This is a genomic window from Pseudomonas siliginis (genome assembly GCF_019145195.1).
In the GTDB taxonomy this organism is placed as follows: Bacteria; Pseudomonadota; Gammaproteobacteria; order Pseudomonadales; family Pseudomonadaceae; genus Aquipseudomonas; species Aquipseudomonas siliginis.
On the sequence record NZ_JAHSTW010000008.1, the window covers coordinates 89,064 to 111,188 of the forward strand.

27 protein-coding genes are annotated in these 22,125 nt (G+C 60.3%); 12 read left to right on the forward strand and 15 right to left on the reverse strand.

The window, feature by feature from the left end; all coding sequences use genetic code 11:
• The first annotated feature begins 149 nt into the window (after positions 1 to 149).
• Positions 150 to 941 carry a crotonase/enoyl-CoA hydratase family protein gene (locus KVG87_RS16785; protein ID WP_073472434.1) on the forward strand — a complete coding sequence of 264 codons (792 nt, stop codon included), beginning with the start codon at positions 150 to 152 and terminating at the stop codon, positions 939 to 941.
• Between the two features lie 109 nt (positions 942 to 1,050).
• Here KVG87_RS16785 and KVG87_RS16790 read toward each other — a convergent pair whose 3' ends face one another.
• On the reverse strand, positions 1,051 to 1,806 hold the full coding sequence (locus tag KVG87_RS16790; RefSeq protein WP_024013768.1) for a spermidine synthase: 756 nt from the start codon (positions 1,804 to 1,806) through the stop codon (positions 1,051 to 1,053).
• Positions 1,807 to 1,957: 151 nt separating this feature from the next.
• Here KVG87_RS16790 and KVG87_RS16795 point away from each other — a divergent pair, with 151 nt between their 5' ends.
• Entirely contained in the window at positions 1,958 to 3,304 is a 1,347-nt protein-coding gene (locus tag KVG87_RS16795) for a class II 3-deoxy-7-phosphoheptulonate synthase (protein ID WP_038861070.1), read from the forward strand.
• Between the two features lie 131 nt (positions 3,305 to 3,435).
• On the opposite strand, the gene KVG87_RS16800 is transcribed toward KVG87_RS16795, so the two are convergent.
• Positions 3,436 to 4,662 carry a winged helix-turn-helix domain-containing protein gene (locus KVG87_RS16800; RefSeq protein ID WP_217851676.1) on the reverse strand — a complete coding sequence of 409 codons (1,227 nt, stop codon included), beginning with the start codon at positions 4,660 to 4,662 and terminating at the stop codon, positions 3,436 to 3,438.
• Positions 4,663 to 4,726: 64 nt separating this feature from the next.
• Entirely contained in the window at positions 4,727 to 4,948 is a 222-nt protein-coding gene (locus tag KVG87_RS16805; RefSeq protein ID WP_016770864.1) for a DUF1127 domain-containing protein, read from the reverse strand.
• 97 nt (positions 4,949 to 5,045) lie between these two features.
• Between KVG87_RS16805 and KVG87_RS16810 the strand changes: the two genes are divergently transcribed.
• The gene (locus tag KVG87_RS16810; protein WP_172667885.1) at positions 5,046 to 5,900 is read left to right on the forward strand and encodes a LysR substrate-binding domain-containing protein; all 855 of its coding nucleotides are present in this window, start codon (positions 5,046 to 5,048) and stop codon (positions 5,898 to 5,900) included.
• Here the strand turns inward: KVG87_RS16810 and KVG87_RS16815 are convergent.
• Complete coding sequence (locus KVG87_RS16815; RefSeq protein WP_221264894.1) at positions 5,890 to 6,636, reverse strand: sulfite exporter TauE/SafE family protein; 747 nt, start codon at positions 6,634 to 6,636, stop codon at positions 5,890 to 5,892. The two genes, KVG87_RS16810 and KVG87_RS16815, sit on opposite strands and share 11 nt — an antisense overlap.
• A gap of 111 nt (positions 6,637 to 6,747) precedes the next feature.
• On the opposite strand from KVG87_RS16815, the gene KVG87_RS16820 reads away from it, so the two are divergent.
• The 4 genes from KVG87_RS16820 to KVG87_RS16835 all read left to right on the forward strand — a co-directional run bounded on the left by KVG87_RS16820 (position 6,748) and on the right by KVG87_RS16835 (position 10,033).
• Positions 6,748 to 7,704 carry a LysR family transcriptional regulator gene (locus tag KVG87_RS16820; protein WP_217851678.1) on the forward strand — a complete coding sequence of 319 codons (957 nt, stop codon included), beginning with the start codon at positions 6,748 to 6,750 and terminating at the stop codon, positions 7,702 to 7,704.
• A gap of 76 nt (positions 7,705 to 7,780) precedes the next feature.
• The gene (locus KVG87_RS16825) at positions 7,781 to 8,236 is read left to right on the forward strand and encodes a MarR family winged helix-turn-helix transcriptional regulator (RefSeq protein ID WP_217851680.1); all 456 of its coding nucleotides are present in this window, start codon (positions 7,781 to 7,783) and stop codon (positions 8,234 to 8,236) included.
• 329 nt (positions 8,237 to 8,565) lie between these two features.
• Positions 8,566 to 8,985, forward strand: coding sequence for an organic hydroperoxide resistance protein (locus KVG87_RS16830; protein WP_007940002.1), 420 nt, complete (start codon positions 8,566 to 8,568; stop codon positions 8,983 to 8,985).
• Between the two features lie 37 nt (positions 8,986 to 9,022).
• Positions 9,023 to 10,033 carry an alpha/beta hydrolase gene (locus KVG87_RS16835; RefSeq protein WP_217851682.1) on the forward strand — a complete coding sequence of 337 codons (1,011 nt, stop codon included), beginning with the start codon at positions 9,023 to 9,025 and terminating at the stop codon, positions 10,031 to 10,033.
• Positions 10,034 to 10,217: 184 nt separating this feature from the next.
• On the opposite strand, the gene KVG87_RS16840 is transcribed toward KVG87_RS16835, so the two are convergent.
• The gene (locus KVG87_RS16840) at positions 10,218 to 10,787 is read right to left on the reverse strand and encodes an elongation factor P (protein ID WP_003226785.1); all 570 of its coding nucleotides are present in this window, start codon (positions 10,785 to 10,787) and stop codon (positions 10,218 to 10,220) included.
• A 48-nt stretch (positions 10,788 to 10,835) separates the two neighbouring features.
• The gene (gene earP, locus KVG87_RS16845) at positions 10,836 to 11,978 is read right to left on the reverse strand and encodes an elongation factor P maturation arginine rhamnosyltransferase EarP (protein WP_217851685.1); all 1,143 of its coding nucleotides are present in this window, start codon (positions 11,976 to 11,978) and stop codon (positions 10,836 to 10,838) included.
• 125 nt (positions 11,979 to 12,103) lie between these two features.
• On the opposite strand from earP, the gene KVG87_RS16850 reads away from it, so the two are divergent.
• Both KVG87_RS16850 and KVG87_RS16855 read left to right on the forward strand, forming a co-directional pair.
• Positions 12,104 to 12,520, forward strand: coding sequence for a hypothetical protein (locus tag KVG87_RS16850; protein WP_217851687.1), 417 nt, complete (start codon positions 12,104 to 12,106; stop codon positions 12,518 to 12,520).
• Between the two features lie 2 nt (positions 12,521 to 12,522).
• Positions 12,523 to 13,005 (forward strand): GreA/GreB family elongation factor, encoded by a 483-nt coding sequence (locus KVG87_RS16855; protein WP_071173126.1) that lies wholly within the window; start codon positions 12,523 to 12,525, stop codon positions 13,003 to 13,005.
• A 9-nt stretch (positions 13,006 to 13,014) separates the two neighbouring features.
• Here the strand turns inward: KVG87_RS16855 and cysB are convergent, their stop codons facing one another.
• From cysB to KVG87_RS16880, 5 genes are all read right to left on the reverse strand, one after another.
• Positions 13,015 to 13,989 carry an HTH-type transcriptional regulator CysB gene (cysB, locus tag KVG87_RS16860; RefSeq protein WP_016770873.1) on the reverse strand — a complete coding sequence of 325 codons (975 nt, stop codon included), beginning with the start codon at positions 13,987 to 13,989 and terminating at the stop codon, positions 13,015 to 13,017.
• 113 nt (positions 13,990 to 14,102) lie between these two features.
• A complete protein-coding gene (locus KVG87_RS16865; RefSeq protein WP_016770874.1) occupies positions 14,103 to 14,606 on the reverse strand; it encodes a universal stress protein in 504 nt (167 codons plus the stop codon).
• A gap of 97 nt (positions 14,607 to 14,703) precedes the next feature.
• A complete protein-coding gene (locus KVG87_RS16870; RefSeq protein WP_076563726.1) occupies positions 14,704 to 15,609 on the reverse strand; it encodes a 5'-nucleotidase in 906 nt (301 codons plus the stop codon).
• Positions 15,610 to 15,631: 22 nt separating this feature from the next.
• Positions 15,632 to 16,588 (reverse strand): putative 2-dehydropantoate 2-reductase, encoded by a 957-nt coding sequence (locus KVG87_RS16875; protein ID WP_217851689.1) that lies wholly within the window; start codon positions 16,586 to 16,588, stop codon positions 15,632 to 15,634.
• On the reverse strand, positions 16,585 to 16,971 hold the full coding sequence (locus KVG87_RS16880) for a thioredoxin family protein (RefSeq protein WP_217851691.1): 387 nt from the start codon (positions 16,969 to 16,971) through the stop codon (positions 16,585 to 16,587). The genes KVG87_RS16875 and KVG87_RS16880 overlap by 4 nt, the downstream gene beginning before the upstream one ends.
• Here KVG87_RS16880 and KVG87_RS16885 point away from each other — a divergent pair.
• Together KVG87_RS16885 and KVG87_RS16890 are read left to right on the forward strand one after the other, a co-directional pair.
• Entirely contained in the window at positions 16,970 to 17,413 is a 444-nt protein-coding gene (locus KVG87_RS16885; protein WP_024013780.1) for a PilZ domain-containing protein, read from the forward strand. The two genes, KVG87_RS16880 and KVG87_RS16885, sit on opposite strands and share 2 nt — an antisense overlap.
• A gap of 129 nt (positions 17,414 to 17,542) precedes the next feature.
• On the forward strand, positions 17,543 to 18,619 hold the full coding sequence (locus KVG87_RS16890; RefSeq protein ID WP_016770878.1) for a 3-deoxy-7-phosphoheptulonate synthase: 1,077 nt from the start codon (positions 17,543 to 17,545) through the stop codon (positions 18,617 to 18,619).
• 60 nt (positions 18,620 to 18,679) lie between these two features.
• On the opposite strand, the gene KVG87_RS16895 is transcribed toward KVG87_RS16890, so the two are convergent.
• Positions 18,680 to 18,961, reverse strand: a complete 282-nt coding sequence (locus KVG87_RS16895) for a GNAT family N-acetyltransferase (RefSeq protein WP_016770879.1) — start codon at positions 18,959 to 18,961, stop codon at positions 18,680 to 18,682.
• A 639-nt stretch (positions 18,962 to 19,600) separates the two neighbouring features.
• On the opposite strand from KVG87_RS16895, the gene oprI reads away from it, so the two are divergent.
• The gene (gene oprI / locus KVG87_RS16900) at positions 19,601 to 19,852 is read left to right on the forward strand and encodes an outer membrane lipoprotei OprI (RefSeq protein WP_003183784.1); all 252 of its coding nucleotides are present in this window, start codon (positions 19,601 to 19,603) and stop codon (positions 19,850 to 19,852) included.
• A gap of 125 nt (positions 19,853 to 19,977) precedes the next feature.
• Here the strand turns inward: oprI and KVG87_RS16905 are convergent, their stop codons facing one another.
• The 3 genes from KVG87_RS16905 to KVG87_RS16915 all read right to left on the reverse strand — a co-directional run bounded on the left by KVG87_RS16905 (position 19,978) and on the right by KVG87_RS16915 (position 22,117).
• Positions 19,978 to 20,949: a L,D-transpeptidase family protein gene (locus KVG87_RS16905; RefSeq protein WP_024013783.1), complete on the reverse strand. Its 972-nt coding sequence runs from the start codon at positions 20,947 to 20,949 to the stop codon at positions 19,978 to 19,980.
• 211 nt (positions 20,950 to 21,160) lie between these two features.
• Entirely contained in the window at positions 21,161 to 21,454 is a 294-nt protein-coding gene (locus KVG87_RS16910; protein ID WP_016770881.1) for a hypothetical protein, read from the reverse strand.
• 57 nt (positions 21,455 to 21,511) lie between these two features.
• On the reverse strand, positions 21,512 to 22,117 hold the full coding sequence (locus tag KVG87_RS16915) for an arylesterase (RefSeq protein WP_056788467.1): 606 nt from the start codon (positions 22,115 to 22,117) through the stop codon (positions 21,512 to 21,514).
• Positions 22,118 to 22,125: the final 8 nt, after the last annotated feature.

Below are 22,125 nucleotides of genomic sequence, written 5' to 3' on the forward strand. Positions count from 1 at the left end.
TGTGTCACCGCCGTGTAACGGGGTTTTGCGGATAATCGCGCAACGGTCTATTTTGCAAAGGCCCGGCCCTGCGGGCGATGACGCTTAAACGGTTCACCGAGCTGCGGCAAAGCGCCGCGCACCCGCCCTTCCCGCTTGAGGATTTAGCCATGAATCAGCCCTGCGCCGGCCGCGTCAGCCGAGAACGTCGTGGTCATGTGCACTTGATCGGCCTCGATCGGGCGGCCAAGCGCAACGCTTTCGATATCGACCTGCTCAACGACCTGAGCCTGGCCTACGGCGAGTTCGAAGCCGACCGCGAAGCGCGGGTCGCCGTGGTGTTCGGCCACGGCGAACACTTCACCGCCGGGCTCGATCTGGTCAATGCCAGCGCAGCCCTGGCCGAAGGCTGGCAGGTTCCGAGCGGCGGCTGCGATCCCTGGGGCGTTTTCGTCGGACCACGGGTAAGCAAGCCGGTGATTGTCGCCGCGCAGGGTTACTGCCTGACTATCGGCATCGAGCTGATGCTGGCGGCGGACATCAACCTGTGCGCGAGCAACACTCGCTTCGCGCAGATGGAAGTACAGCGTGGGATCTTTCCGTTTGGCGGCGCGACTTTGCGTTTCCAGCAGATTGCCGGCTGGGGCAATGCTATGCGCTGGTTGCTCACTGGCGATGAATTTGATGCCCACGATGCGTTGCATCTGGGCTTGGTCCAAGAAGTGATGGCCAGCGAAGACTTGCTGCCCCGCGCGATCGAGCTGGCCGAACGGATTGCCCGGCAGGCACCGCTGGGCGTGCAGGCGACCTTGATGTCAGCGAGACAGGCGCGTTATGAGGGTGAGACAGCGGCGGCGCAGGCGTTACCGGCGCTGGTGAAGAAGTTGCTCGCCACTGAGGATGCCCGGGAGGGGGTGCGATCGTTGGTGGAGCGGCGTCCGGGGATCTTCAAAGGCATCTGAAGATTCTGCTGCCTGTCAGGGCCTTGTCGCGAGCAGGCTCGCTCCCACAGGTCGAACGCATTTCAAATGTGGGAGCGAGCCTGCTCGCGAAGGGGGCGGTACTGCCGGCTCAGGTCGCCGGGCGAATCGCGTTGATCAACGACTGCAACGAATAACCCAGCTGCGGCGCCAGCGCTTCGGCCCGTTGGGTCAGCGCCTGCATGTCCAGCGCCTGATCGAGATCCGCCGGAACGATCAGAATCACGTTGCCCTCCTTCACCGGCAACTCCCAGTAATGCCGGTGATAGAGCCCGCGTAACAATGCCGCGCCGAGCGGTTTGCCGTCGTCGGTGGCCCACTGGTTGATCACCAGCCAGCCGCCCGGATTCAGGCGCTTCTGACAATCGCCGAGAAAACTCCAGGCCAGATGCCCGACACCGGGGCCGACGTCGGTATAGAGGTCGACGAAAATCAGATCCGCCGGCTCGGCAGTCGGCAACAGTTCAAGCGCATCACCGACGCGGATGTACAAACGCGGATCGTCATCCAGGCCGAGATATTCGATGGCCAGGCGCGGCACGTCCGGGCGCAGTTCGATGGCCTCGACGTCTTCGAGCGGCAGAAACTTCAGGCAAGCCTGGGTCAGCGTGCCCGCACCCAAACCGAGAAACAGCGCGCTCTCCGGCTGCTCGTGGCATAGCGCGCCGATCAGCATCGCGCGGGTGTAGTCGTACTCCAGCCAGCTCGGGTCGGCAGTGAACACGCAGCTCTGCTCGATCGCATCGCCGAACTCGAGAAAGCGGTAATCGGCCACTTCCAGCACGCGAATCACGCCGAACTCATCCTGTACTTCGGCGAGCAGATGCTCGACGCGCTCCTCAGTCATTTCGTCTCCTGATGGTCACCGGGCGCGGTGACGCGATGGCACCGCTGTGGCGCCGTGGCAAAGCGGCGATTGTCGGCGATGGGGCGGGAGCAGGTCACGCACTAATTGCTGCTAACATGGCGCTTCCCTGCGTACGAACTTCGAGACCGTGATGAGCCAACCGTGGAGCCCTGACAGCTGGCGCGCCCTGCCGATCCAGCAACAACCGCAATACCCCGACGCCGCGCACCTGCGCCAGGTCGAGCAGACCCTGGCCAGCTATCCGCCGCTGGTGTTCGCCGGCGAGGCGCGCGAGCTGCGCCGCCAGTTCGCCGAAGTTACCCAGGGTCGCGCGTTTCTGTTGCAGGGCGGCGATTGCGCGGAAAGCTTCGCTGAATTCTCCGCAGCGAAGATTCGCGACACCTTTAAAGTGTTGCTGCAGATGGCGATCGTCATGACCTTCGCCGCTGGCTGCCCGGTGGTCAAGGTCGGGCGCATGGCCGGTCAGTTCGCCAAGCCGCGTTCGGCCAACGACGAAACCATCGGCGGCGTGACCCTGCCGGCCTACCGTGGCGACATCGTCAACGGCATCGGCTTCGACGAAAAGAGCCGCGTGCCGGATCCGGAGCGTTTGCTGCAGTCCTATCATCAGTCAACGGCGACTCTGAATCTGTTGCGCGCTTTCGCCCAGGGTGGTTTTGCCGACCTGCACCAAGTGCACAAGTGGAACCTGGATTTCATCGCCAACTCGGCGCTGGCCGAGAAGTACAGCCACCTCGCCGACCGCATTGATGAAACTTTGGCATTCATGCGCGCCTGCGGCATGGACAGCTCGCCGCAACTGCGCGAAACCAGTTTCTTCACTGCCCACGAAGCGTTGCTGCTGAACTACGAAGAAGCCTTCGTGCGCCGCGACAGCCTGACCAACGATTACTACGATTGCTCGGCGCACATGCTGTGGATCGGCGACCGCACCCGTCAGCTCGACGGCGCGCATGTCGAATTCCTGCGCGGGGTGAACAACCCGATCGGCGTCAAAGTCGGCCCGAGCATGAACCCTGATGACCTGATCCGCCTGATCGACGTGCTCAACCCGGACAACGATCCGGGCCGCTTGAACCTGATCGCGCGGATGGGCGCGAACAAGGTCGGCGATCATCTGCCGGCACTGATCCGCGCGGTCCAGCGCGAAGGCAAGCAGGTGCTGTGGAGCTCCGACCCGATGCACGGCAACACCATCAAGGCCAGCAGCGGCTACAAGACCCGTGACTTCGCGCAGATCCTTGGCGAAGTGAAGCAGTTCTTCCAGGTGCACGAAGCGGAAGGCAGTTATGCCGGCGGCATTCATATCGAGATGACCGGACAGAACGTCACCGAGTGCATCGGCGGCGCGCGGCCGATTACCGAGGATGGCTTGTCCGATCGTTATCACACCCACTGTGATCCGCGGATGAATGCCGATCAGTCGCTGGAATTGGCGTTTTTGATTGCCGAGACTCTGAAGCAGGTTCGGCGATGAGGTTGGCGTTCTTTATTGCCTGAACTGGCCTCTTCGCGGGCAAGCCCGCTCCCACAGGGTTCGTGTCGTATGCAATTTATGTATCCGGCACAGAACCTGTGGGAGTCTGGCTTGCCAGCGATGGCGTCAGCTCAGTCGCACCCGATCTGCGCCAATGCCACCCCAAGCCGAGCTGCACTCTCCCGTCGACAATTCAACTGCACCCGCTCAAGCCCCAGCCAACCCGCCATCCGCCGCAAATTCAGCGCCAGCGCCAGCATGCCCTCCTCGTCCAGTCCCGATTCTTCCTCATGCACCGCATGCACCGCCAACTGCCCTGCCGCCCGCTCGGCACGCAGATCAACCCGCGCGGCGATCCGCTCATTGTGCAAAAACGGCAGCACGTAATAGCCATACACCCGCTTGGGCTGCGGTGTGTAAATCTCCAGACGATAGCGGAAATCGAACAAACGCTCGGTGCGGCTGCGCTCCCAGATCAGCGAATCGAACGGCGACAGCAGCGCGCTGGCGATGACCTTGCGCGGCACTTTGGGCTCCGGCAGGCAATAGGCGATCTGCCGCCAATCAGCGACTTCGCACATCTGCAATTGCCCCGCCTCAACCAGTTCAGCCAGACGCGGCCGCGCATCCGCAGGGCTCAGGCGAAAGTAATCACGCAGGTCTTTTTCCGTACCAACGCCCAATGCTTGCGCCGCATGCAACAGCAAACCGCGTTGTGCCTCGGTCTCGTCCGGCGTGGGCTGTTGCAGGATCGCCGCAGGAATCACCCGCTCGGGCAAATCGTACAAGCGCTCGAAACCGCGCCGCCCCGCCACTGTGACCTCACCGGCGGCGAACAACCATTCCAGCGCATGTTTCTCGGCACTCCAGTCCCACCATGGCCCGGCCTTGTCTTCGCGGGTCGACAGACTGCCGGCGCCAAGCGCACCCCGCTCCTCTACCGCAGTCAGCACACGGCGAATGGTTTCCTGCTGTTCGCGACCAAACTTTGCCAGTTGCTGATAGATGTCTTCGCCACGCTTGGCGCGTTGCATGCGCCAACCCAGCAACGGGTACATCGACAGCGGCAACAGCGACGCTTCATGGCCCCAGTATTCGAACAGCGTACGGCGACGCCCCGAACTCCAGGCAGCCTGGTCGAGCAAGTCAGATGGATAGCAACCGAGACGGGAAAACAGCGGCAGGTAGTGCGAGCGCACCACGGCATTGACGGAATCGATTTGCAGCAGGCCCAGCAGTTCGATCAGCCGGTTGAGATGACTGGCATTGACGGTCGGCGGCTGGCGCCCGTTGAACCCTTGGGCGGCCAGCGCCAGACGTCGCGCCTGTTTGAGGGAAAAGGACACTGTCGCGGGCATTTATTCCTCCATGTCTGCTCGCAACCTACCTCACCTGAAAGGGGTTTGTGTAGCGATAGCCTCATCATTTATGCATCGGGTCGTCCCAGAACGGCCGCACGGTTTCATGCTCGACATCTGCGCGGCTGATGCCGATGTCCTTCAGCGCCTCATCGCTCAAACCGGCGAGCATTTCCCGTTCACGATGCAGCTCATACCAGCGGCTGAATTTGTGCAGCAGATCGGACACGATATGGCCGTGGCCAGACAGCTGTTCTTGGCTTGCATACTCTCTTTGACCTTTCATCGTCTTGCCTCCTTTTGTGGATGGCTCAAGTCTCTCTCCGGCGCTAAGATCAATCCAACGAATGTTTCTGATGGCATGCATCACGGAGATTCATCAATTGTCCGCCTACCCCAGTATCGATACCGATGTCCTGCGCACCTTCGTCGCGATTGCCGATCAGGGCGGTTTCACCCGTGCCGGCGAGATGGTCAACCGCACCCAGTCGGCGGTGAGCATGCAGATGAAACGCCTGGAAGAAGACGTGTTGCAGCGCCAGCTGTTCGAGCGCGATGGCCGTCAGGTGCGGCTTACGGCTGAAGGCCAAGTGCTGCTCGGTTATGCGCGGCGCATCCTCAAACTGCACAGTGAGGTGTTCAACACCCTGCGCGAGCCGCACATGGTCGGCACCGTGCGCATCGGTACGCCGGATGATTATGTGATGCGTTTTCTGCCGGGAATCCTCTCGCGGTTCGCGCAGTTCTATCCGCTGATCCAGATCGAAGTGCATTGCGAGTCGAGCAAGCAGTTGCTGCAACGCACCGATCTGGACTTGTCGATCGTCACCCGTGAGCCGGGCAACGAGATCGGCCAGTTGCTGCGCAAGGAGCGCTTTGTCTGGGCCGAGGCGCAGAACTTCAGCGCCCACGAACAAACGCCGCTGCCCCTGGCGATGTTCAACAGTGATTGTTTCTGCCGCCTGTGGGCGTGCAATGCGCTGGACGCGATGGGCCGCGATTACCGCATCGCCTACAACAGCAGCAGCCTGTCGGCGCTGATGGCCGTGGTCAGCGCAGGGCTGGCGATCACCGCGCAACTGGAAAGCCTGATTACCCCGGACATGCGCATCCTTGGCGCCGCCGAAGACCTGCCGCTGCTGCCCGAGGCGAGCATCATGCTGATCCGCAATCTGAACAACCCGTCGCCGATCACCGAGTGCCTGGCCGAGCACATCGTCGAGGGCTTCAAACTTTAAACGCGAGCATCACCGCACACAGCACGAGGAAGCCGCAGAACAGCCCGCGCAGAATTTTTTCCGGCATGGCGTGGGCAACTTTCACGCCCCAACTGATGCTGAGCAGACCACCGACCGCCAGAGGCAGACCGATCATCCAGTCGACTTCGTGGTGCACCGCATAGGTCACCAGGGTTACACCAGTGCTCGGCAGGGCCAGCGCCAGCGACAATCCCTGAGCGACCACTTGGCTGGTGCCGAACAGGCTGGTCAGCACCGGCGTGGCGACCACGGCGCCGCCGACGCCGAACAGACCGCCCATGGTCCCCGAGGCGGCGCCGAGCACGCCCAACCACGGCCACGAATAGCGCATCTCGGCAGTCGGCGCTGGTCGCGGGCCGAACATCTTCAACAGGTTGTAGGCCGACAGTGCCACCAGAAAGGCGACAAACCCGATGCGCATGGTCTGCGCATCGATGCCCACCGCCCAGATCGAGCCGAGCCAGGCAAAGCAGAAACCCATCACAGCCAGCGGCAGCGCATGGCGCAATTCGATGCGATTGCGCTGGTGATAACGCCACAGCGCCAGCATTACGTTCGGTACTACCATCACCAGCGCCGTACCTTGGGCGATCTGCTGATCAAGCCCAAACCAAACACCAAGCAACGGAATCGCGATCAAGCCACCGCCAATGCCAAAAATCCCGCCCAATGTGCCCAGGGCGGCGCCGAACAGCAGGTACAACAGAAAATCCATCACAACGGTAATCCTCTAACGACAGGCAACCAATGCTACGCACTCGCGCCTAGAGGGGAAACGCATAGCAACGCACAATGGCTGTGCCGATTTTGCACAAGCGTGGTCTCCATGAATCCCAACCAATTGACCGATCAACTCGGCCTGTTTCTCGATGTGCTGGAGAGTGGCAGCTTTTCTGCCGCTTCGCGCCGCCATCCGCTGACACCTTCCGCCGTAGCCCGGCGCATCGACAGCCTGGAAAGTGCCGTCGGCAGTCAGCTGTTCGTACGCAGCACCCATGCCGTGCTGCCGACTTCGGCCGGTCTGGCCTTCGCCGAACGGGCGCGACGGATCATTGCCGAGTTGCAACTGGCGCGTGCCGAAGCGGTGTCGTTGAGCAGCGCACCGGAAGGCCTGATCCGCATCGATGCGCCAGCAGCTTTCGAGCGGCGACATCTGGCGCCGGTAATTGCCGATTTTCTCCTGCTGTACCCGGGACTGGATGTGCAGATGCACCTGATCGACAGCTTCAGCGACATGGCCGGCAGCAGCCTGGGCAAGGTCGATCTGGTGCTGCGGACCGGACAATTGGCCGACTCGCGCCTGGTCGCCACGCCATTGGCGAGCATGGTCCGCGTCGCCTGCGCCAGCCCTGACTATCTCAAGCAGCGCGGCGTGCCCGAGCACCCGGCGCAGTTGAGCGAACACGACGGGCTCGACTGGGAGGGCCTTGCGCCGCCGTTTGCCTGGAAATTCGAAGTGGACGGGCAAATGCAACTGCACCGGCCATCGCGGGTGCGGCTGAGCGCCAACAATGCCGAGGCTCTGGCGTGTGGCGCGGCGGCGGGTCTGGGCGTCGCACACTTGCCGACCTGGCTGGCCAGCGAATACCTGCTGCGTGGCGAACTGGTGCCACTGTTCTGCGAAAATGGCCTGCCGCCGCCGGAGTCCACCGGCATTTACGCGCTGCGCATGGAACAGCAGGTCCATTCGCGCAGTCGGTTATTGCTGGAATATCTAAAAACCCGCTTCAGCCCGGTGCCGCCGTGGGATCTGGCGCTGCAACGGCAATTCGCCCGGCACTGACGCCGGACATATTTATCTGGCGCCTTAAAGATTCGAGCGCTAGATTAAAAAACGATCAACGATCAAGGCTTTGACAATGACTTGCGAACGCGACAACTGCGACGACCTTCTGCTCGACAATCAGGCGTGCTTCGCCCTGCACTCGACCTCGCTGATGATGACCAAGGTCTACAAGCCGCTGTTGCAGGCGCTGGGCCTGACCTATCCGCAGTATCTGGCGATGATGGTGTTGTGGGAGAAGGACGGTCTGACTGTCGGAGAAATCAGCGCACGCCTGCTGACCGATCCGGGATCGCTGACGCCATTGCTCAAGCGTCTGGAAGCCGAAGGCCTGCTCAGCCGCACCCGCAGTCGTGAAGATGAGCGGGTGGTGATTGTCGAACTGACCGCAGCAGGCCGCGCCTTGCGCGACAAGGCGCAGACCGTGCCGCAGTGCATTCTTGGCGCCAGTGGCTTCACCTTTGAACGTCTGCAGAAGTTGCAGGCCGAGCTGCAAGCGCTGCGCGGGCATCTGCAAGACAGCCTGAATTAAGCCCCGCTACATTCCCCTGTGGGAGCGAGCCTGCTCGCGAAAGCGTCCGATCAGACAGCGAGTCGTTGAATGTTCCACAGCCTTCGCGAGCAGGCTCGCTCCCACAGTGATTTCAGCGCCAAAAAAATTATTTTCCCCGCCTGAATTCCCTCGTCAAGCGCTCTAAATCAAGCTTTATCCGCCCCTGCCACGCTATGGCCTTGAGCAAAACGTGCTTTTTGTTAAAAAATTTATCTTGCGCACTAAACATTAGCGCTATACATTCTCTCCACACCTACTTAGCGCGCAAACAATTAGCGCACAAAACCACAACCCATGAGGCTCACACCATGCAAACTCTCTACACCGCAATCGCAACTTCCACTGGCGGCCGTGACGGTCGTGCGATCTCCAGCGACAACGTACTCGACGTCAAACTGGCCACCCCGAAAGAACTCGGCGGTGCTGGCGGTGCGGCGACCAACCCTGAGCAACTGTTCGCTGCCGGTTACTCGGCCTGCTTCATCGGCGCACTGAAATTCGTCGCCAGCCAGACCAAGCGCAAGATTCCTGACGACGCGTCGATCACCGCCCATGTCGGCATCGGTCAGATCCCTGGCGGTTTCGGTCTGGACATCGATTTGCACATCAGCCTGCCAGGTCTGGAACAAGCCGATGCGCAGTCGCTGGTCGACGCCGCTCACCAGGTCTGCCCGTACTCCAACGCCACCCGTGGCAACGTCGATGTCCGTCTGCACGTGACTGTGTAATCACTCAAGCCCCCGGCCCGAACAAGGAAAAATGAACATGAACACCTTCAGCAAAGTCTTGACCGGTACCCTTCTCGCCCTTTCGGTACACAGCGCTTTCGCCGGTGATGTCGAACACAGCACCCAGGCATTCCTCGATGCGCTGAATTCAGGCAGCGGCAAGCCGATCGAGCAGCTGTCGCCCAAGGATGCCCGCGCCGTGCTGGTCGGCGCGCAGTCCGGGGTCAAGTTGACGTTGCCCAAAGCCGATGTCAGCGAGAAGACCATCCAGGTCGATGGTCAACCGCTGAGCCTGACCATCGTCCGGCCGGCCGGGGTCAAGGGTGAGCTGCCGGTGTTCATGTTCTTCCACGGCGGCGGCTGGGTGCTGGGAGACTTCCCGACTCACGAACGTCTGGTGCGCGATCTCGTGGTCGGTTCGGGGGCGGCGGCGGTGTTCGTCAATTACACCCCTTCGCCGGAAGCGCATTACCCGGTGGCGATCAACCAGGCCTACGCTGCGACCAAATGGGTGGCAGAACACGGTAAAGAGATCAATGTCGACGGCAAGCGCCTGGCCGTGGCCGGCAACAGCGTCGGCGGCAACATGGCCGCAGTGGTTGCGCTGATGGCCAAGGACAAGGGCACCCCGGCGATCAAATTCCAGGTGCTGCTGTGGCCGGTGACCGATGCCAACTTCGACACCGGTTCGTACAACCAGTACGCCGAAGGGCACTTCCTCACCCGCAACATGATGAAGTGGTTCTGGGACAACTACACCACCGACGCCAAGCAGCGCAACGAGATCTACGCTTCACCGCTGCGCGCTACTACCGCACAGCTCAAAGGCCTGCCGCCTGCACTGGTGCAGACTGCCAGCGCCGACGTGTTGCGTGATGAAGGCGAAGCCTATGCGCGCAAACTCGACGAGGCCGGAGTACCGGTTACGTCGGTGCGGTTCAACGGCATGATCCACGATTACGGTTTGCTCAACGTGGTCAGCCAGGTGCCTGCGGTGCGCTCGGCGATGTTGCAGGCGTCTGAAGAACTGAAGCAACACTTGAAGTAACCACCGTCCCATTGTGGGAGCGAGCCTGCTCGCGAAAGCGTCCCGTCATACAGCGCGTCATTGAATGACACACCGCATTCGCGAGCAGGCTCGCTCCCACATGGGACAGGTGTGAAACTCAAAGCGCAGGCACAAAAAAACCCGACTCAATGGTCGGGTTTTTTCTTTCCGCAAAAAGCAGTGCTTATTTCGCACGGCCTTTGTAGGAACCGCCTTCGCGGGTATCGATCTCGATCATGTCGCCGATTTCGATGAAGTCGGCAACCGACAGCTCGGTACCGTTCTTCAGTTTGGCAGGCTTCATCACCTTGCCGGAAGTGTCACCGCGAGCGGAGCCTTCGGTGTAGTCAACCTGACGCACGATGGTGGTCGGCAGTTCTACGGAAACCAGACGCTCTTCGAAGAACACGGCTTCGCAAACGTCGGTCATGCCTTCTTCAACGAAAGGCAGAACGCTTTCGATGTCTTCGGCGTTCAGCTCGTACATGGTGTAGTCAGTGGTGTCCATGAACGTGTAGGTGTCACCGCTGATGAACGACAGGGTGGCTTCTTTACGATCCAGGATCACGTCGTCCAGTTTGTCGTCCGCACCGTAAACGGTTTCGGTCTTGTAACCGGTCAGCAGGTTCTTCAGCTTGGTCTTCATGATCGCGCTGTTACGGCCCGACTTGGTGAATTCAGCTTTCTGAACCAGCCAAGGATCGTTGTCGATACGGATCACGGTACCGGGTTTGAGTTCTTTACCAGTTTTCATTGCGAATATCCGAATTTGGATGGGATTTACAAAAATCTAGGCCGCGTATCATATCCAATTTACATAAAACTGTACCAGCGCCGTGGCAAGATCCGCCTGCAAGGCCTGTTCCAGACACCATGCCTCGGCATTTTCCTCGAGTTCCGGCCAATGATTTCGCACCGCCAGCCAGTGCTCACCGATCGGTTGCCCGGCGCTCCACGCTCGCCACAGACCGTTCATCGCCTGCGCCGCAGCGGGGGAAAGGCCGTGAGTGTAGAGCGCGAGGAAAGCGTCGAGCTTGTCCAGATGGATGTCATCGTCCTGCTGATAGATGTGCCAGAGCATCGGCCGCCCCGCCCATTGCGCGCGCACGAATGAGTCTTCACCGCGCACCGCGTTGAAATCGCAACACCAGAGCAGGTGGTCGTATTGATCCTGACGGACGAACGGCAGCACTTGCACGGTCAGGGACTCGCGCACATGAATCGCGCTGACCGTCAGGGTTTCCACATTCAGCCAACGCGCCACATCGCCGAGAATCCGCCCTTCCGGCACCAGCAGGTGAGTTGCCTGTGCATCGGCCGCCAGCACATCCAGCCAACTGGCCAACCCGGCATTTTCATAAGCAAACAGCGAGATAAGTTGCGCATCGGGCGCAGGATCAATGCCCAGGCCTTGCAGGAAATGTCGCTGAGCCGGCCGATCCTGCTGAAACTGCCGACGCTGTTCGAGCAGTCCGCATTCGCGCAGCAGGCCACCGGTGCCCGGTTTGAAGCCTGGAAAGAAGAAGAACTTCTGCACCGTTTTGTATTTCACCGACGGCAAGCCATGGCAGCCGGTGACCCAGTCTTCGGCGCTGAGATAATCGAGGTTGAGCCACAGCGGCGGCGTTTCCCGCGCAGCCATGCTGTCCATGTAGTCGGCGGGCAACTGACAGGCGAAGGCGGCGATGACTACGTCGGCCGCATCGGCGTGCAGCCATTCGCTCGGCCACTGACGCACCTCGACGCCCTGCTGCCATTGCTGCGCAAGATCAATATCGATCTCAGGACAGAGGCGCTCGAACGCGCGCAGATCATCCACCCACAGGCGCACCGGCAAGGCATGCTCGGCCACCAGTTGCCGGGCCAGGCGCCAGGTCACGCCGATGTCGCCGAAGTTATCGACCACGGTGCAAAAAATATCCCAGCGGGGTTTCGCTTCAGCCATGCCGTTCTCCCGTTGGCAAAAAACCTCGATTGTCCGCATAAATGCGCTCGCGCAGAAGAGCCGACGGCGATTAATCTTCGTGCGACAATCGCCGCTTGCCCGCAACCATCCGCCAGGAGGCCGCCATGCCCTACCGTCCCAATCCCCGTCGTCCCTTGCCTGTTCAGCTTAGCGCGCTGCATCTGACCGGCAGCATCGCGCTGGGCCTGTGGCTGGGGTTCCTGGCGATTGCGCTGACCTGCTGGCTGCTTTCGCGCTTTATCTTTCCCGAGCAGATGGCCCCTGTCGCGCAAGCGGTGCAGCAGCGCGTCAATCCCCCGGCTGTGGCGCCCGTGCAGGTTCAGCCGGACATTCCGCCGCAAAGTCCGCTGTTCCAACAGTACGAAGAAAACCTGCGCAAGAATGAACAGCAGGCCCGACTGGATCAGGCGCGCGCCAATTCGCGTAATGCGTCCAATCCGAAATGCCAGTTCTGGCTGCAGCAGGACCAGACCGCGCCGACCGAAAAGAGCCGCGCCAACGTTTTGCAATTCTGCGATTGATCATGAACAAACACAGCGTCCACCAGTTGATTCTCGACAAGCTGCGCATCGACCTCGACATCGCCGAACGCGCCGCGCAAACCGCTTACGAAACTGCGACCCACGAAGAAAACATCGCCGAAAACAAGTACGACACGCTGGGGCTGGAGGCGTCGTATCTGGCGGCGGGTCAGGCGAAACGGGTTGAGGAAATCCGTCAGTCACTGGCGCTGTGTCAGAACCTGACGTTGCGTGCCTACGATGAAAATCGCGGCATCGAAGTCGGCGCCCTGCTCGGTCTGGAGGACGAAAAGGGTCGCGAGCAATGGCTGTTTCTGGCGCCGGATGCGGCGGGGCTGAAAGTCGACGTGGTGGGTCAGCCGGTTACCGTCATCACCCCACGCTCGCCACTGGGCAAAAGCCTGCTGGGCAAGTTCGAGGGCGATGAGGTGGAGATTCTGGTGGCGGGCACCCGGCAACAATTTGCTGTCACCGAGGTGCTCTGAAGCGGGTGCTTAGTGAACGGGCAGTTCGACGCCGTCGAACAGTTCTTCCAGCTCTTGCTTGTTGTGGCACTGAATGGCCTTGGCCATGACTTCGCGGGTCAGGTGCGGGGCGAATTTCTCGATGAAGTCGCACATGAAGCCACGCAGGAAGGTGCCACGACGGAAACCGATCTTGGTGATGCTCGACTCGAACAACTCGCTGGCATCCAGCACCACCAGGTCGTTATCGAGTTTGGTATCGACCGCCATTTTAGCCACGATGCCCACGCCCAGCCCCAGACGCACGTAGGTTTTGATCACGTCGGCGTCAGCAGCGGTGAACACCACTTTCGGCGTCAGGCCACGATGGCTGAAGGCTTCATCGAGCTTGGAACGGCCGGTGAAACCGAACACGTAAGTAACAATCGGATATTCGGCCAGCGCTTCGAGGGTCAGCTTCGGCAGCTTGGTCAGCGGATGGCCATGGGGTACGACCACGCAGCGGTTCCAGCGATAGCACGGCATCATCACCAGATCGCCGAACAGCTCCAGCGCTTCAGTGGCAATGGCGAAATCGACGGTGCCGTCAGCGGCCATTTCGGCGATCTGCATCGGCGAGCCCTGATGCATGTGCAGGGCCACGTCCGGGTATTGCTTGATGAAATTGCTGATCACCGGCGGCAGCGCATAACGCGCCTGGGTGTGGGTGGTGGCGATCGACAGGGTGCCCTTTTTCTCGTTGGAGAATTCCTGGGCAATCTGCTTGATGCTTTCGACTTTGCGCAGGATCTCGCCAGCGGTGGTGATGATGCGCTCGCCGGCCGGGGTGACGCGGGTCAGGTGCTTGCCGCTGCGGGCGAAGACTTCGACGCCCAGCTCGTCTTCCAGCAGGCGGATCTGCTTACTGATGCCCGGTTGCGAGGTGTACAGGCTTTGAGCGGTAGCGGAAACGTTGAGGTCGTGGTGCGCCACTTCCCAGATGTAGCGCAGTTGTTGAAGCTTCATATCAATCCCTCAAAGCAGGTAGACGCCACGGGCATCAGCGACGGTATATAACTATATTAATGGTTCGAAGAATAAATCTAGAACTTTTTTATCAAAACGCCATTATTCCTGCTTCAGCGATCCTCACGCCGCCGGCGTTCCATCAGCGGCACCAGATAGACCGGCACCTTGGCCAATTGCAGGACCCGCGCCGCCGTGCGCCCCAACGGCGTTTCCGCGCCGACGCCATGGCTGTGACTGCCGACGATCAGCAGATCGACCGAGAGCTTGTGCACCTGGTCGAGAATCACCTGCGACGGGTCGCCCTGCAGCACGCGCACCGCGCGAATGCGTTGCAGATCCTGTTCGCCGTCGTCCCCCAGTTCTTCACGAAAGCTGTCGAGCACCCGTTGTTCGATATTGGCGATGACTGTTTTCAGACCCTGACTATGGAATTCGTTCAATGCCTGTTCGTCGAGATAGCTTTGCAGCACCGACTCGGCAAACAGGCCCATGGGTTCCACCGCGTGTACTACATACAGATCGGCATTGAAGGTGCGCGCCAAGGCCAGGGCATGCTGCATCACGAACGGTGCGTACAGACCGAGGTCGGTGGCATACAGCATTGAGCGAATCATGGGACCTCCTCGCGAGCCAACGATGGCGGAGATTGATTCAGCTTAGCAGTGCCTTGGCGAGTACGACGTGCGACGCAACGTCCTGAATGAAAAGGCTCTAGATCGACGGTTCGTTGCTGATGCCATGGGGCACATGGCCGGTGGCGACCACTTCGCGAGCCAGTTCGCAATGGCCGGTCTGGTCATCGAAGAACACGTCGGCGGCGAAGGCTTCGAGGAACGCCGATTTGGTCAGGCCACCGAGAAACAGCGACTCATCGAGACGAATATCCCATTCCCGCAAGGTGCGAATCACCCGCTCATGGGCCGGCGCCGAACGCGCGGTCACCAGCGCCGTGCGGATCGGGCAATCGTCATCGGGAAACTCGCGCTGCAACAGATTAAGCGCTGCCAGAAAGCCCTTGAACGGCCCACCGCGCAAAGGCTCGCGTGCCGATTCGCGTTCCTTGGCCTGAAACGCTTCCAGGCCGCCGGACTGATAAACGCGCTCGGACTCGTCCGAGAAGATCACCGCGTCACCGTCGAAGGCGATACGCAATTCATCGCTGGCCGCGCGGCTGGCGCCACCGGACAGAATCGTGGCGGCGGCGAACCCGGCGTCTAGCGCCGCACGCACGTCTTCAGCGTGGGTCGAGAGAAACAGGTCGCAGCCAAACGCTTTCAGATAAGGGTACGGACTGCGCCCGCCGACGAACGCCGCACGAGAAATCGCCAGGCCGTAATGATGAATCGAATTGAACACGCGCAGACCGGTGTCGGCGCTGTTGCGGGAAACCAGAATCACCTCGACCCGCGCGCGGCCGAGGCGACTGTTCAGGCTCAGGAGTTTTTCCACCAGCGGGAACGCATCGCCCGGCGCGAGGATTTCGTCTTCGTGCTCGATCTGATATTGCCGATAGGCTTCGACGCCGCTCGACAGGTAGACCTTGTGGCTTTCGCTCAGGTCGAACAAGGCGCGCGAGGAAATCGCCAGCACCAGTTTGTCATCGATGTTATTGCCCATGCCTTCCCCCAGAACAACCGACTCAGGTATTGCGTCGGTCGATAAAACCCAAATGACGATACAACGCCTCGATGCGCGGCAACTCGCAGCCCGCCGCTTTCGCCGCCGCCAGTGGCCGGGCGTAGATCGCCTCCAGCTCCAGTGGGCGTTTGTGTGCAAAGTCGTGGTACATGCTCGGCCAGTAATCGGGCATTTTTTTTGTCATGGTGAACAGGTACTCGGCATAGCCGGGCGGGATCTCGTAACCACAGGCCTTGGCACCCTGAACCACTTCCGCCATCAACGCCTGAATCGACAGGCGGCTGTCAGCATCAGCCATCAGCGCTTCGGTTCCCGCGCCGAGCAATACCGAAAGTCCGTTATAGGGAATATTCCACACCAGTTTCTGCCAGCGCGCCTGATGCAGGTTGGCCATCGCCTGCGAGTCGATGCCGGCGGCACGGAACAGTCCGGCTCCCTCCTCGACGATCGCCATGCGCGCTACTTCATCAATGGCCGAGCCGCTGTGATAACCGACATTCACCGCGCCAAGGGCCTGATGGGTAATCTGCCCCGGACCCTCGCGGTGCACGCAGATCAGGCACAGACCACCGAGCAGATGCAGCGAATCCGGCAACAGTGGTCGCAGGCTGTCTTCGACATCCAGACCGTTCTGCAGCAACAGCACTTTTGCGTCAGGTTTGGCGGCCTGAACGATCGCCGGGGCCAGACCGGCGTTGCTGGTGGTCTTGGTGCCGACCAGCAGCCAGTCACAGGGTGGCATGTCTTCGGCAGCGGAATAGGCATTGGCCGGATTCAACGTCAACGGCCCGTGCACCGCACTGTTGATCTGCAAACCGCGCTCAGCCACTGCCGAGAATTCGCTGCGCAACAAGAAATGCACATCGAAACCGGCACGCGCCAGCATCACCCCGTAGAACCCGCCGATTGCACCGGTGCCGATAATCCCCACCACCGGTTTGCTGACTGTCTCGCTCATGGCAACTCCTCTGCAATTCGACCCAGCGCCTGCGCCACTGCCTGGTTGATTTGGTCAACCGTCAGACGAGTGTGCACTGCGCCAAAGAACTCGCCGTCGCGCACCACAAACAGCGCCGGCAAATGAAACACCTGATAACGCTCGACCAGGCCGCCGTTGTTGCCGGCGTCGATCCAGCACAGCCGATCGATCGCCAGTGGCATGCCCGGCAACACCTCGCGGGCATAACGACAACTGGTGCAGCCGACGCTGGTGAAGATCACCAGAGAAACGCCGCGCATCGCCAGCAGCCGCTGGTCGGCGTCGAAGTCGGTCAGCTCGGATTCGACCACTATACTGGGGGAAACAATGTCAGATGGCCGACACAGGGAGTCTGTGCTCATGGGACGTTTCATTCCTCATCCGGACGAAGTGCCGGTTGAATTGACGTTACTCAAGCCTGAATGCATTTCCAGACAACAGCTGCACACTATCAGCCTCGGCGGCATCGCTTGCAATTACCACCGCGCCTGGCGCCACGGCACTGCGCTGCAAGTGCGCATGCCGACGCTGAATGCCGACTTCTGTTATCCGGGCTATGTGGCCTGGTGTCTGCGCCGTAAAAAAGGCTATCTGGTGGGCATCGCCTTCACTGACGAACAGACCCTGTTCAGCGCGCGAATGGGTGAGCAGGTGTGTCAGATCGAACGCTATTCGCGCATGCAGGACAGCCACGACGATCTGCAGGATAGTCAGGCGCTGGCCCTGCAGTGGGTCGAGGAGCACGCCGAAGAGTTCTCCCACGACAACCTGCGCAAGGCTTTTGCGCAGCCAGCGCTGGACTAAAGCACGGTTTGCCCATTGTCGAGCCGCCTCTGACGCGCTAAGGTTCGGCTCCCCCGACGCGCTAAATCTGCTGTGCTCCGCCGCGCGGGGATCGCTGGCGGCCGGCACCCGTGACCTGACGAGTAAACGATGGCTGATTTACCGATCAACGACCTAAACGTCGCCTCTAACGAGACCCTGATCACTCCCGATCAGCTCAAGCGTGATATCCCCCTGAGCGACGCCGCCCTGCGCACCGTCACCAAGGGCCGCGAAGTCATTCGCAACATTCTCGATGGCACCGACCACCGTCTGTTCGTCGTGATCGGCCCGTGCTCGATTCACGACATCAAGGCTGCCCACGAATACGCCGATCGCCTCAAGGTGCTCGCCGAGGAAGTCTCCGACACCCTGTATCTTGTCATGCGCGTGTATTTCGAGAAGCCGCGCACCACCGTCGGCTGGAAAGGTCTGATCAACGATCCGTATCTGGACGACTCGTTCAAGATCCAGGACGGTCTGCACATCGGTCGTCAGTTGCTGCTCGACCTGGCCGAGAAAGGCCTGCCGACCGCGACCGAAGCCCTCGACCCGATCTCCCCGCAGTATCTGCAGGATCTGATCAGCTGGTCGGCCATCGGCGCGCGTACCACCGAATCGCAGACTCACCGCGAAATGGCTTCCGGCCTGTCCTCGGCCGTCGGCTTCAAGAACGGCACCGACGGCGGCCTGACCGTGGCGATCAACGCCTTGCAGTCGGTGTCCAGCCCGCACCGTTTCCTCGGCATCAACCAGGAAGGTGGCGTGTCGATCGTCACCACCAAAGGCAACGCCTACGGTCACGTGGTGCTGCGCGGCGGTAATGGCAAGCCGAACTATGATTCGGTCAGCGTGGCCCTGTGCGAGCAGGCGCTGAACAAGGCGAAGATCAAGCCGAACATCATGGTCGATTGCAGCCACGCCAACTCCAACAAGGACCCGGCCCTGCAACCGCTGGTGATGGAAAACGTCGCCAACCAGATCCTCGAAGGCAACCAGTCGATCATCGGTCTGATGGTTGAGAGCCATTTGAACTGGGGCTGCCAGGCAATCCCGAAAGACCTCGCCGACCTGCAATACGGCGTGTCGATCACCGATGCCTGCATCGATTGGTCTGCTACCGAAAACACCTTGCGCAGCATGCACGCCAAGCTCAAGGACGTATTGCCGAAGCGTCAGCGCACGTAAGCTGCGTTTTACGGGCATAAAAAAACGCCGGACATTGTCCGGCGTTTTTGTGTGTGCGATTCAGATCTTCGCGGCGCGGCGCTGATGGCGTTCCATGTAGCGCTCGACGTAGGAGCATGACGGGATCACCGTGTAGCCCATTTCTTCGGCGTATTGCAGCGCGCGTTCGGTCAGCGCTGCGGCAATGCCACGGCCGCGCAGGGCATTGGGCACGAAGGTGCGGTAGATATCCAGGGTCTGCTTGCCCAGATCCATGTAGGTCAGGTAAGCACGATGACCGTCCACAGTGGTCTCGAATTGATGACCAGCCTGGTCATGGTGGATGGACAACGCCTCGCTCATCACTACTCCTCGCGGGTCTTGAATTGTGACCCCTACCTTACCGATGTTTTTCCGGCGAAGGAACATCTACGCCACCCCGTGCCTGATGGACACTGAGAAGAGCCACACCGATCTCGCGCAATCTGACACCTGCTGAATAGTAGGCACCATTGGCGAAAATGCTCAAGGTACGCTCGTCATCGGATGGTTTGCGTGCATTGGCATCGATGGTCGCAGGTTCGGCAGCAAGACAATCTTTGCGTGCCGTTTGCCTGAACATTGCCGGAATGTTGAGACTTAAGACGTGCGACCTTTTTTAAAGTCACCTGTACATCAACAAAGATACGCGAAGCGCTTCGCAGAACCTGAACAAAAGTGTGGACGAATTCATTTAGAAAGACTTTAGCCGAAGTCGCAAAAACAGCGCGCGAGCGCGGGAACTTTTCCCGTTTGAGTCGCTCACGCCGGGGCTTGCAGCTGGATATTTTTTATACAGCGCAGTTAAAAGTTGCTCGAAAAAGAATCAACGCCTACAATTTTTTTTGCTTCTTGCGCTACGTCAGTTTACTTACTACAAGTAATGGGTAGTATGTACGCCGGCTATTTCCTCAATCGTGAGGAGACAGCCACTTAATTTGAAAGTCCTTGAAGGGGAACACGATGAACAACGTTCTGAAATTCTCTGCTCTGGCTCTGGCCGCAGTTCTGGCTACCGGTTGCAGCAGCGCATCGAAAGAAACCGAAGCACGTCTGACCGCTACTGAAGACGCAGCTGCTCGCTCCCAGGCTCGTGCAGACGAAGCTTACCGTAAAGCTGATGAAGCTCTGGCTGCTGCTCAAAAAGCACAACAGACTGCTGACGAAGCTAACGAGCGTGCTCTGCGCATGCTGGAAAAAGCTAGCCGCAAGTAATAATCCCTCGGGATTGTTATCGAGCCGATCCGGTTTTCCGGGTCGGCTTTTTTGTGCCCGGTGCTTTTCCCCGGGCAATAAAAAACCCGCCGACGCTGCTCGCATCGGCGGGTTTCGATCAGCTCTTATTGCTGCAGATCGATCGGTGCACTGCTCACCATTGGCGCAGAGGTATTCGGCACGGCGATCTCTACCGGCAGGCCGTCTTCGGCCGCAACCACATCACGCACCACATCCCAGTTCATGCGCAGGTTGCTGGTGATGTCTTCACGCTTGAGCATCGCGTTGATCACCGCGGTGTGCTTGTCGACCACCGACGGGTTGCCCTTGTCGTCGAGCGGCGTGTGCGCTTCCAGATAGACCTTGCCGCCACTGCGACCGAACTTGTACGGGTCGTTGATGATGCGCACCGAGGTGCCGACCGGGACCATGCCGGCCATTTCCAGCACGTTGTTGTTGAACATGCGGAAGCAACCATGGCTGGTGCGCATGCCGATGCCGAACTTCTTGTTCGAACCGTGGATGAGGTAGCCCGGCGTGCCGAGGGTGAACTTGAACGGGCCCAGCGGGTTATCAGGACCGGCCGGCACCACATTCGGCAGCGGATCACCGTCAGCAGCGTGTTCGGCCTTGATCGAGGCCGGAGGCGTCCACGTCGGGTTCGGTGTCTTGGCGATGATCGAGGTGTGCGCGATCGGCGAGCCCCAGCCTTCACGGCCGATACCCAGCGGGAAGGTGTACACCACGTCACGGCCTTTCGGATAGTAATAGAGGCGGTATTCGGCGAGGTTGATGACGATGCCTTCCCGCGGGCCCGGTGGCAGGATGAAGCGCGTCGGCAGGACGATCTCGGTACCGGCCCCCGGCAGCCAGGCATCGATGCCCGGGTTGGCCGCAACCATTTCCGAATAACCCAGATCGTAGGTGGTACCCAGATCGGCGAAGGTGTCTTCGTACTTGGCTTTGATCACCTGCACCTGGCCGACGATGTCTTCGCCGGGTGGTGGCAAGGGAAGCTCCAATGCAGCAACGGGGCCGGCCACACACAGGGCGGCAAGTGACAGGCAGCGGGTGACGGCAGGAAAGCGCGGCAACATCCGGAAAATCCTTCGCATGATCATCAAGGGTATAAGAGCGCGATTGTACACCGCGGCTTGGGAATTCGGGGAGGTAGCACCGCTATTGGCGACGGGGTGCTTTCAAGGTGGGAGCGAGCCTGCTCGCGAAAGCAGTGTGTCAGCGACCATAAATGTCGATTGATAAACCCCTTCGCGAGCAGGCTCGCTGCCACACTTTGATCTTGAGCGCTCAGAGTTCGAAACGCAGCTCAGGCCAGATCGGCGACGTACCGCGCTTCTGCGATTCGAGAATCGCCCGGCACAGCGAGCACAGGCGCTGATCCTGGAACACCCGGCGATCAACATTCGACCAGCGCGGTTGCGCCGGCAGCAGAGTGCCGCACAGCGTGCGATCAGCCGAGCCACCGAGTTCCAGCTGACGCGTCACCAGATGCACCCGCACTTCCTGGCAGGCGAACAGATCCAGCTGCTCGTCAGGCTCGATCAGTTGGTAGGCAAACAGGGACCAGGCAGGACGCGGCATCGGGGGCTCCAAATTAGGGGGCGCCACATTAGCCGAAAGCCTGCCTGTAGAAAAGCCTCATAACAGCGGTTTTAGCGTCGGCCAGACATTTTCCAGCAACTTGCCCTGAGCCCCGGCAGCCGGGTGCAGACCGTCGGCTTGCATCAGGTCCGGATGACCACCGACACCTTCGAGAAAAAACGGCACCAACGGGATGTTTTTCTCTACGGCGAGCTTGCCGTAAACCTCGGCGAACGAATCGGTGTAGCGCTTGCCATAATTGGGTGGCAACTGCATGCCGAGCAGCAGCACTTTCGCGCCGCTCTGCCGCGAGCTGTCGATCATCGAGGCAAGATTTTGTTGCAATTGCGTTGGCGGCATCCCGCGCAGGCCGTCATTGCCACCCAGCTCGAGGATCACCAACTCCGGCTTATGCTCTGCAAGCAGCGCCGGCAGCCGCGCCTGGCCTCCGGCACTGGTGTCGCCACTGATCGAGGCGTTGACCACTTTATCGTCGAAACCCTCTTGTTTGAGGCGCTGCTCGAGCAGCGACACCCACCCCAGACGGGTATCCAGGCCGAAACCGGCGCTGATACTATCGCCAACGATCAGGACAGTACCCGCCGCTGCGTTCTGGGCCATGCACATCAAGGCCAGGCCAGCACTCAAAAACCATACACGCATCGGATTCT

Excerpts from the sequence above, each read along its gene's own strand:
- KVG87_RS16915 (WP_056788467.1), bottom strand. The coding sequence starts at position 22,117 with ATGCGTGTATGGTTTTTGAGTGCTGGCCTGGCCTTGATGTGCATGGCC.
- KVG87_RS16850 (WP_217851687.1), top strand. The coding sequence starts at position 12,104 with ATGCCCTACCGTCCCAATCCCCGTCGTCCCTTGCCTGTTCAGCTTAGC.
- cysB (WP_016770873.1), bottom strand. The coding sequence starts at position 13,989 with ATGAAGCTTCAACAACTGCGCTACATCTGGGAAGTGGCGCACCACGAC.
- KVG87_RS16880 (WP_217851691.1), bottom strand. The coding sequence starts at position 16,971 with ATGAGCACAGACTCCCTGTGTCGGCCATCTGACATTGTTTCCCCCAGT.
- KVG87_RS16825 (WP_217851680.1), top strand. The coding sequence starts at position 7,781 with ATGACTTGCGAACGCGACAACTGCGACGACCTTCTGCTCGACAATCAG.
- KVG87_RS16875 (WP_217851689.1), bottom strand. The coding sequence starts at position 16,588 with ATGAGCGAGACAGTCAGCAAACCGGTGGTGGGGATTATCGGCACCGGT.
- KVG87_RS16830 (WP_007940002.1), top strand. The coding sequence starts at position 8,566 with ATGCAAACTCTCTACACCGCAATCGCAACTTCCACTGGCGGCCGTGAC.
- KVG87_RS16835 (WP_217851682.1), top strand. The coding sequence starts at position 9,023 with ATGAACACCTTCAGCAAAGTCTTGACCGGTACCCTTCTCGCCCTTTCG.
- KVG87_RS16815 (WP_221264894.1), bottom strand. The coding sequence starts at position 6,636 with ATGGATTTTCTGTTGTACCTGCTGTTCGGCGCCGCCCTGGGCACATTG.
- KVG87_RS16805 (WP_016770864.1), bottom strand. The coding sequence starts at position 4,948 with ATGAAAGGTCAAAGAGAGTATGCAAGCCAAGAACAGCTGTCTGGCCAC.
- KVG87_RS16890 (WP_016770878.1), top strand. The coding sequence starts at position 17,543 with ATGGCTGATTTACCGATCAACGACCTAAACGTCGCCTCTAACGAGACC.
- earP (WP_217851685.1), bottom strand. The coding sequence starts at position 11,978 with ATGGCTGAAGCGAAACCCCGCTGGGATATTTTTTGCACCGTGGTCGAT.
- KVG87_RS16790 (WP_024013768.1), bottom strand. The coding sequence starts at position 1,806 with ATGACTGAGGAGCGCGTCGAGCATCTGCTCGCCGAAGTACAGGATGAG.
- KVG87_RS16800 (WP_217851676.1), bottom strand. The coding sequence starts at position 4,662 with ATGCCCGCGACAGTGTCCTTTTCCCTCAAACAGGCGCGACGTCTGGCG.
- KVG87_RS16785 (WP_073472434.1), top strand. The coding sequence starts at position 150 with ATGAATCAGCCCTGCGCCGGCCGCGTCAGCCGAGAACGTCGTGGTCAT.
- KVG87_RS16910 (WP_016770881.1), bottom strand. The coding sequence starts at position 21,454 with ATGCCGCGTCCTGCCTGGTCCCTGTTTGCCTACCAACTGATCGAGCCT.
- oprI (WP_003183784.1), top strand. The coding sequence starts at position 19,601 with ATGAACAACGTTCTGAAATTCTCTGCTCTGGCTCTGGCCGCAGTTCTG.
- KVG87_RS16865 (WP_016770874.1), bottom strand. The coding sequence starts at position 14,606 with ATGATTCGCTCAATGCTGTATGCCACCGACCTCGGTCTGTACGCACCG.
- KVG87_RS16795 (WP_038861070.1), top strand. The coding sequence starts at position 1,958 with ATGAGCCAACCGTGGAGCCCTGACAGCTGGCGCGCCCTGCCGATCCAG.
- KVG87_RS16895 (WP_016770879.1), bottom strand. The coding sequence starts at position 18,961 with ATGAGCGAGGCGTTGTCCATCCACCATGACCAGGCTGGTCATCAATTC.
- KVG87_RS16905 (WP_024013783.1), bottom strand. The coding sequence starts at position 20,949 with ATGTTGCCGCGCTTTCCTGCCGTCACCCGCTGCCTGTCACTTGCCGCC.
- KVG87_RS16870 (WP_076563726.1), bottom strand. The coding sequence starts at position 15,609 with ATGGGCAATAACATCGATGACAAACTGGTGCTGGCGATTTCCTCGCGC.
- KVG87_RS16840 (WP_003226785.1), bottom strand. The coding sequence starts at position 10,787 with ATGAAAACTGGTAAAGAACTCAAACCCGGTACCGTGATCCGTATCGAC.
- KVG87_RS16885 (WP_024013780.1), top strand. The coding sequence starts at position 16,970 with ATGGGACGTTTCATTCCTCATCCGGACGAAGTGCCGGTTGAATTGACG.
- KVG87_RS16820 (WP_217851678.1), top strand. The coding sequence starts at position 6,748 with ATGAATCCCAACCAATTGACCGATCAACTCGGCCTGTTTCTCGATGTG.
- KVG87_RS16855 (WP_071173126.1), top strand. The coding sequence starts at position 12,523 with ATGAACAAACACAGCGTCCACCAGTTGATTCTCGACAAGCTGCGCATC.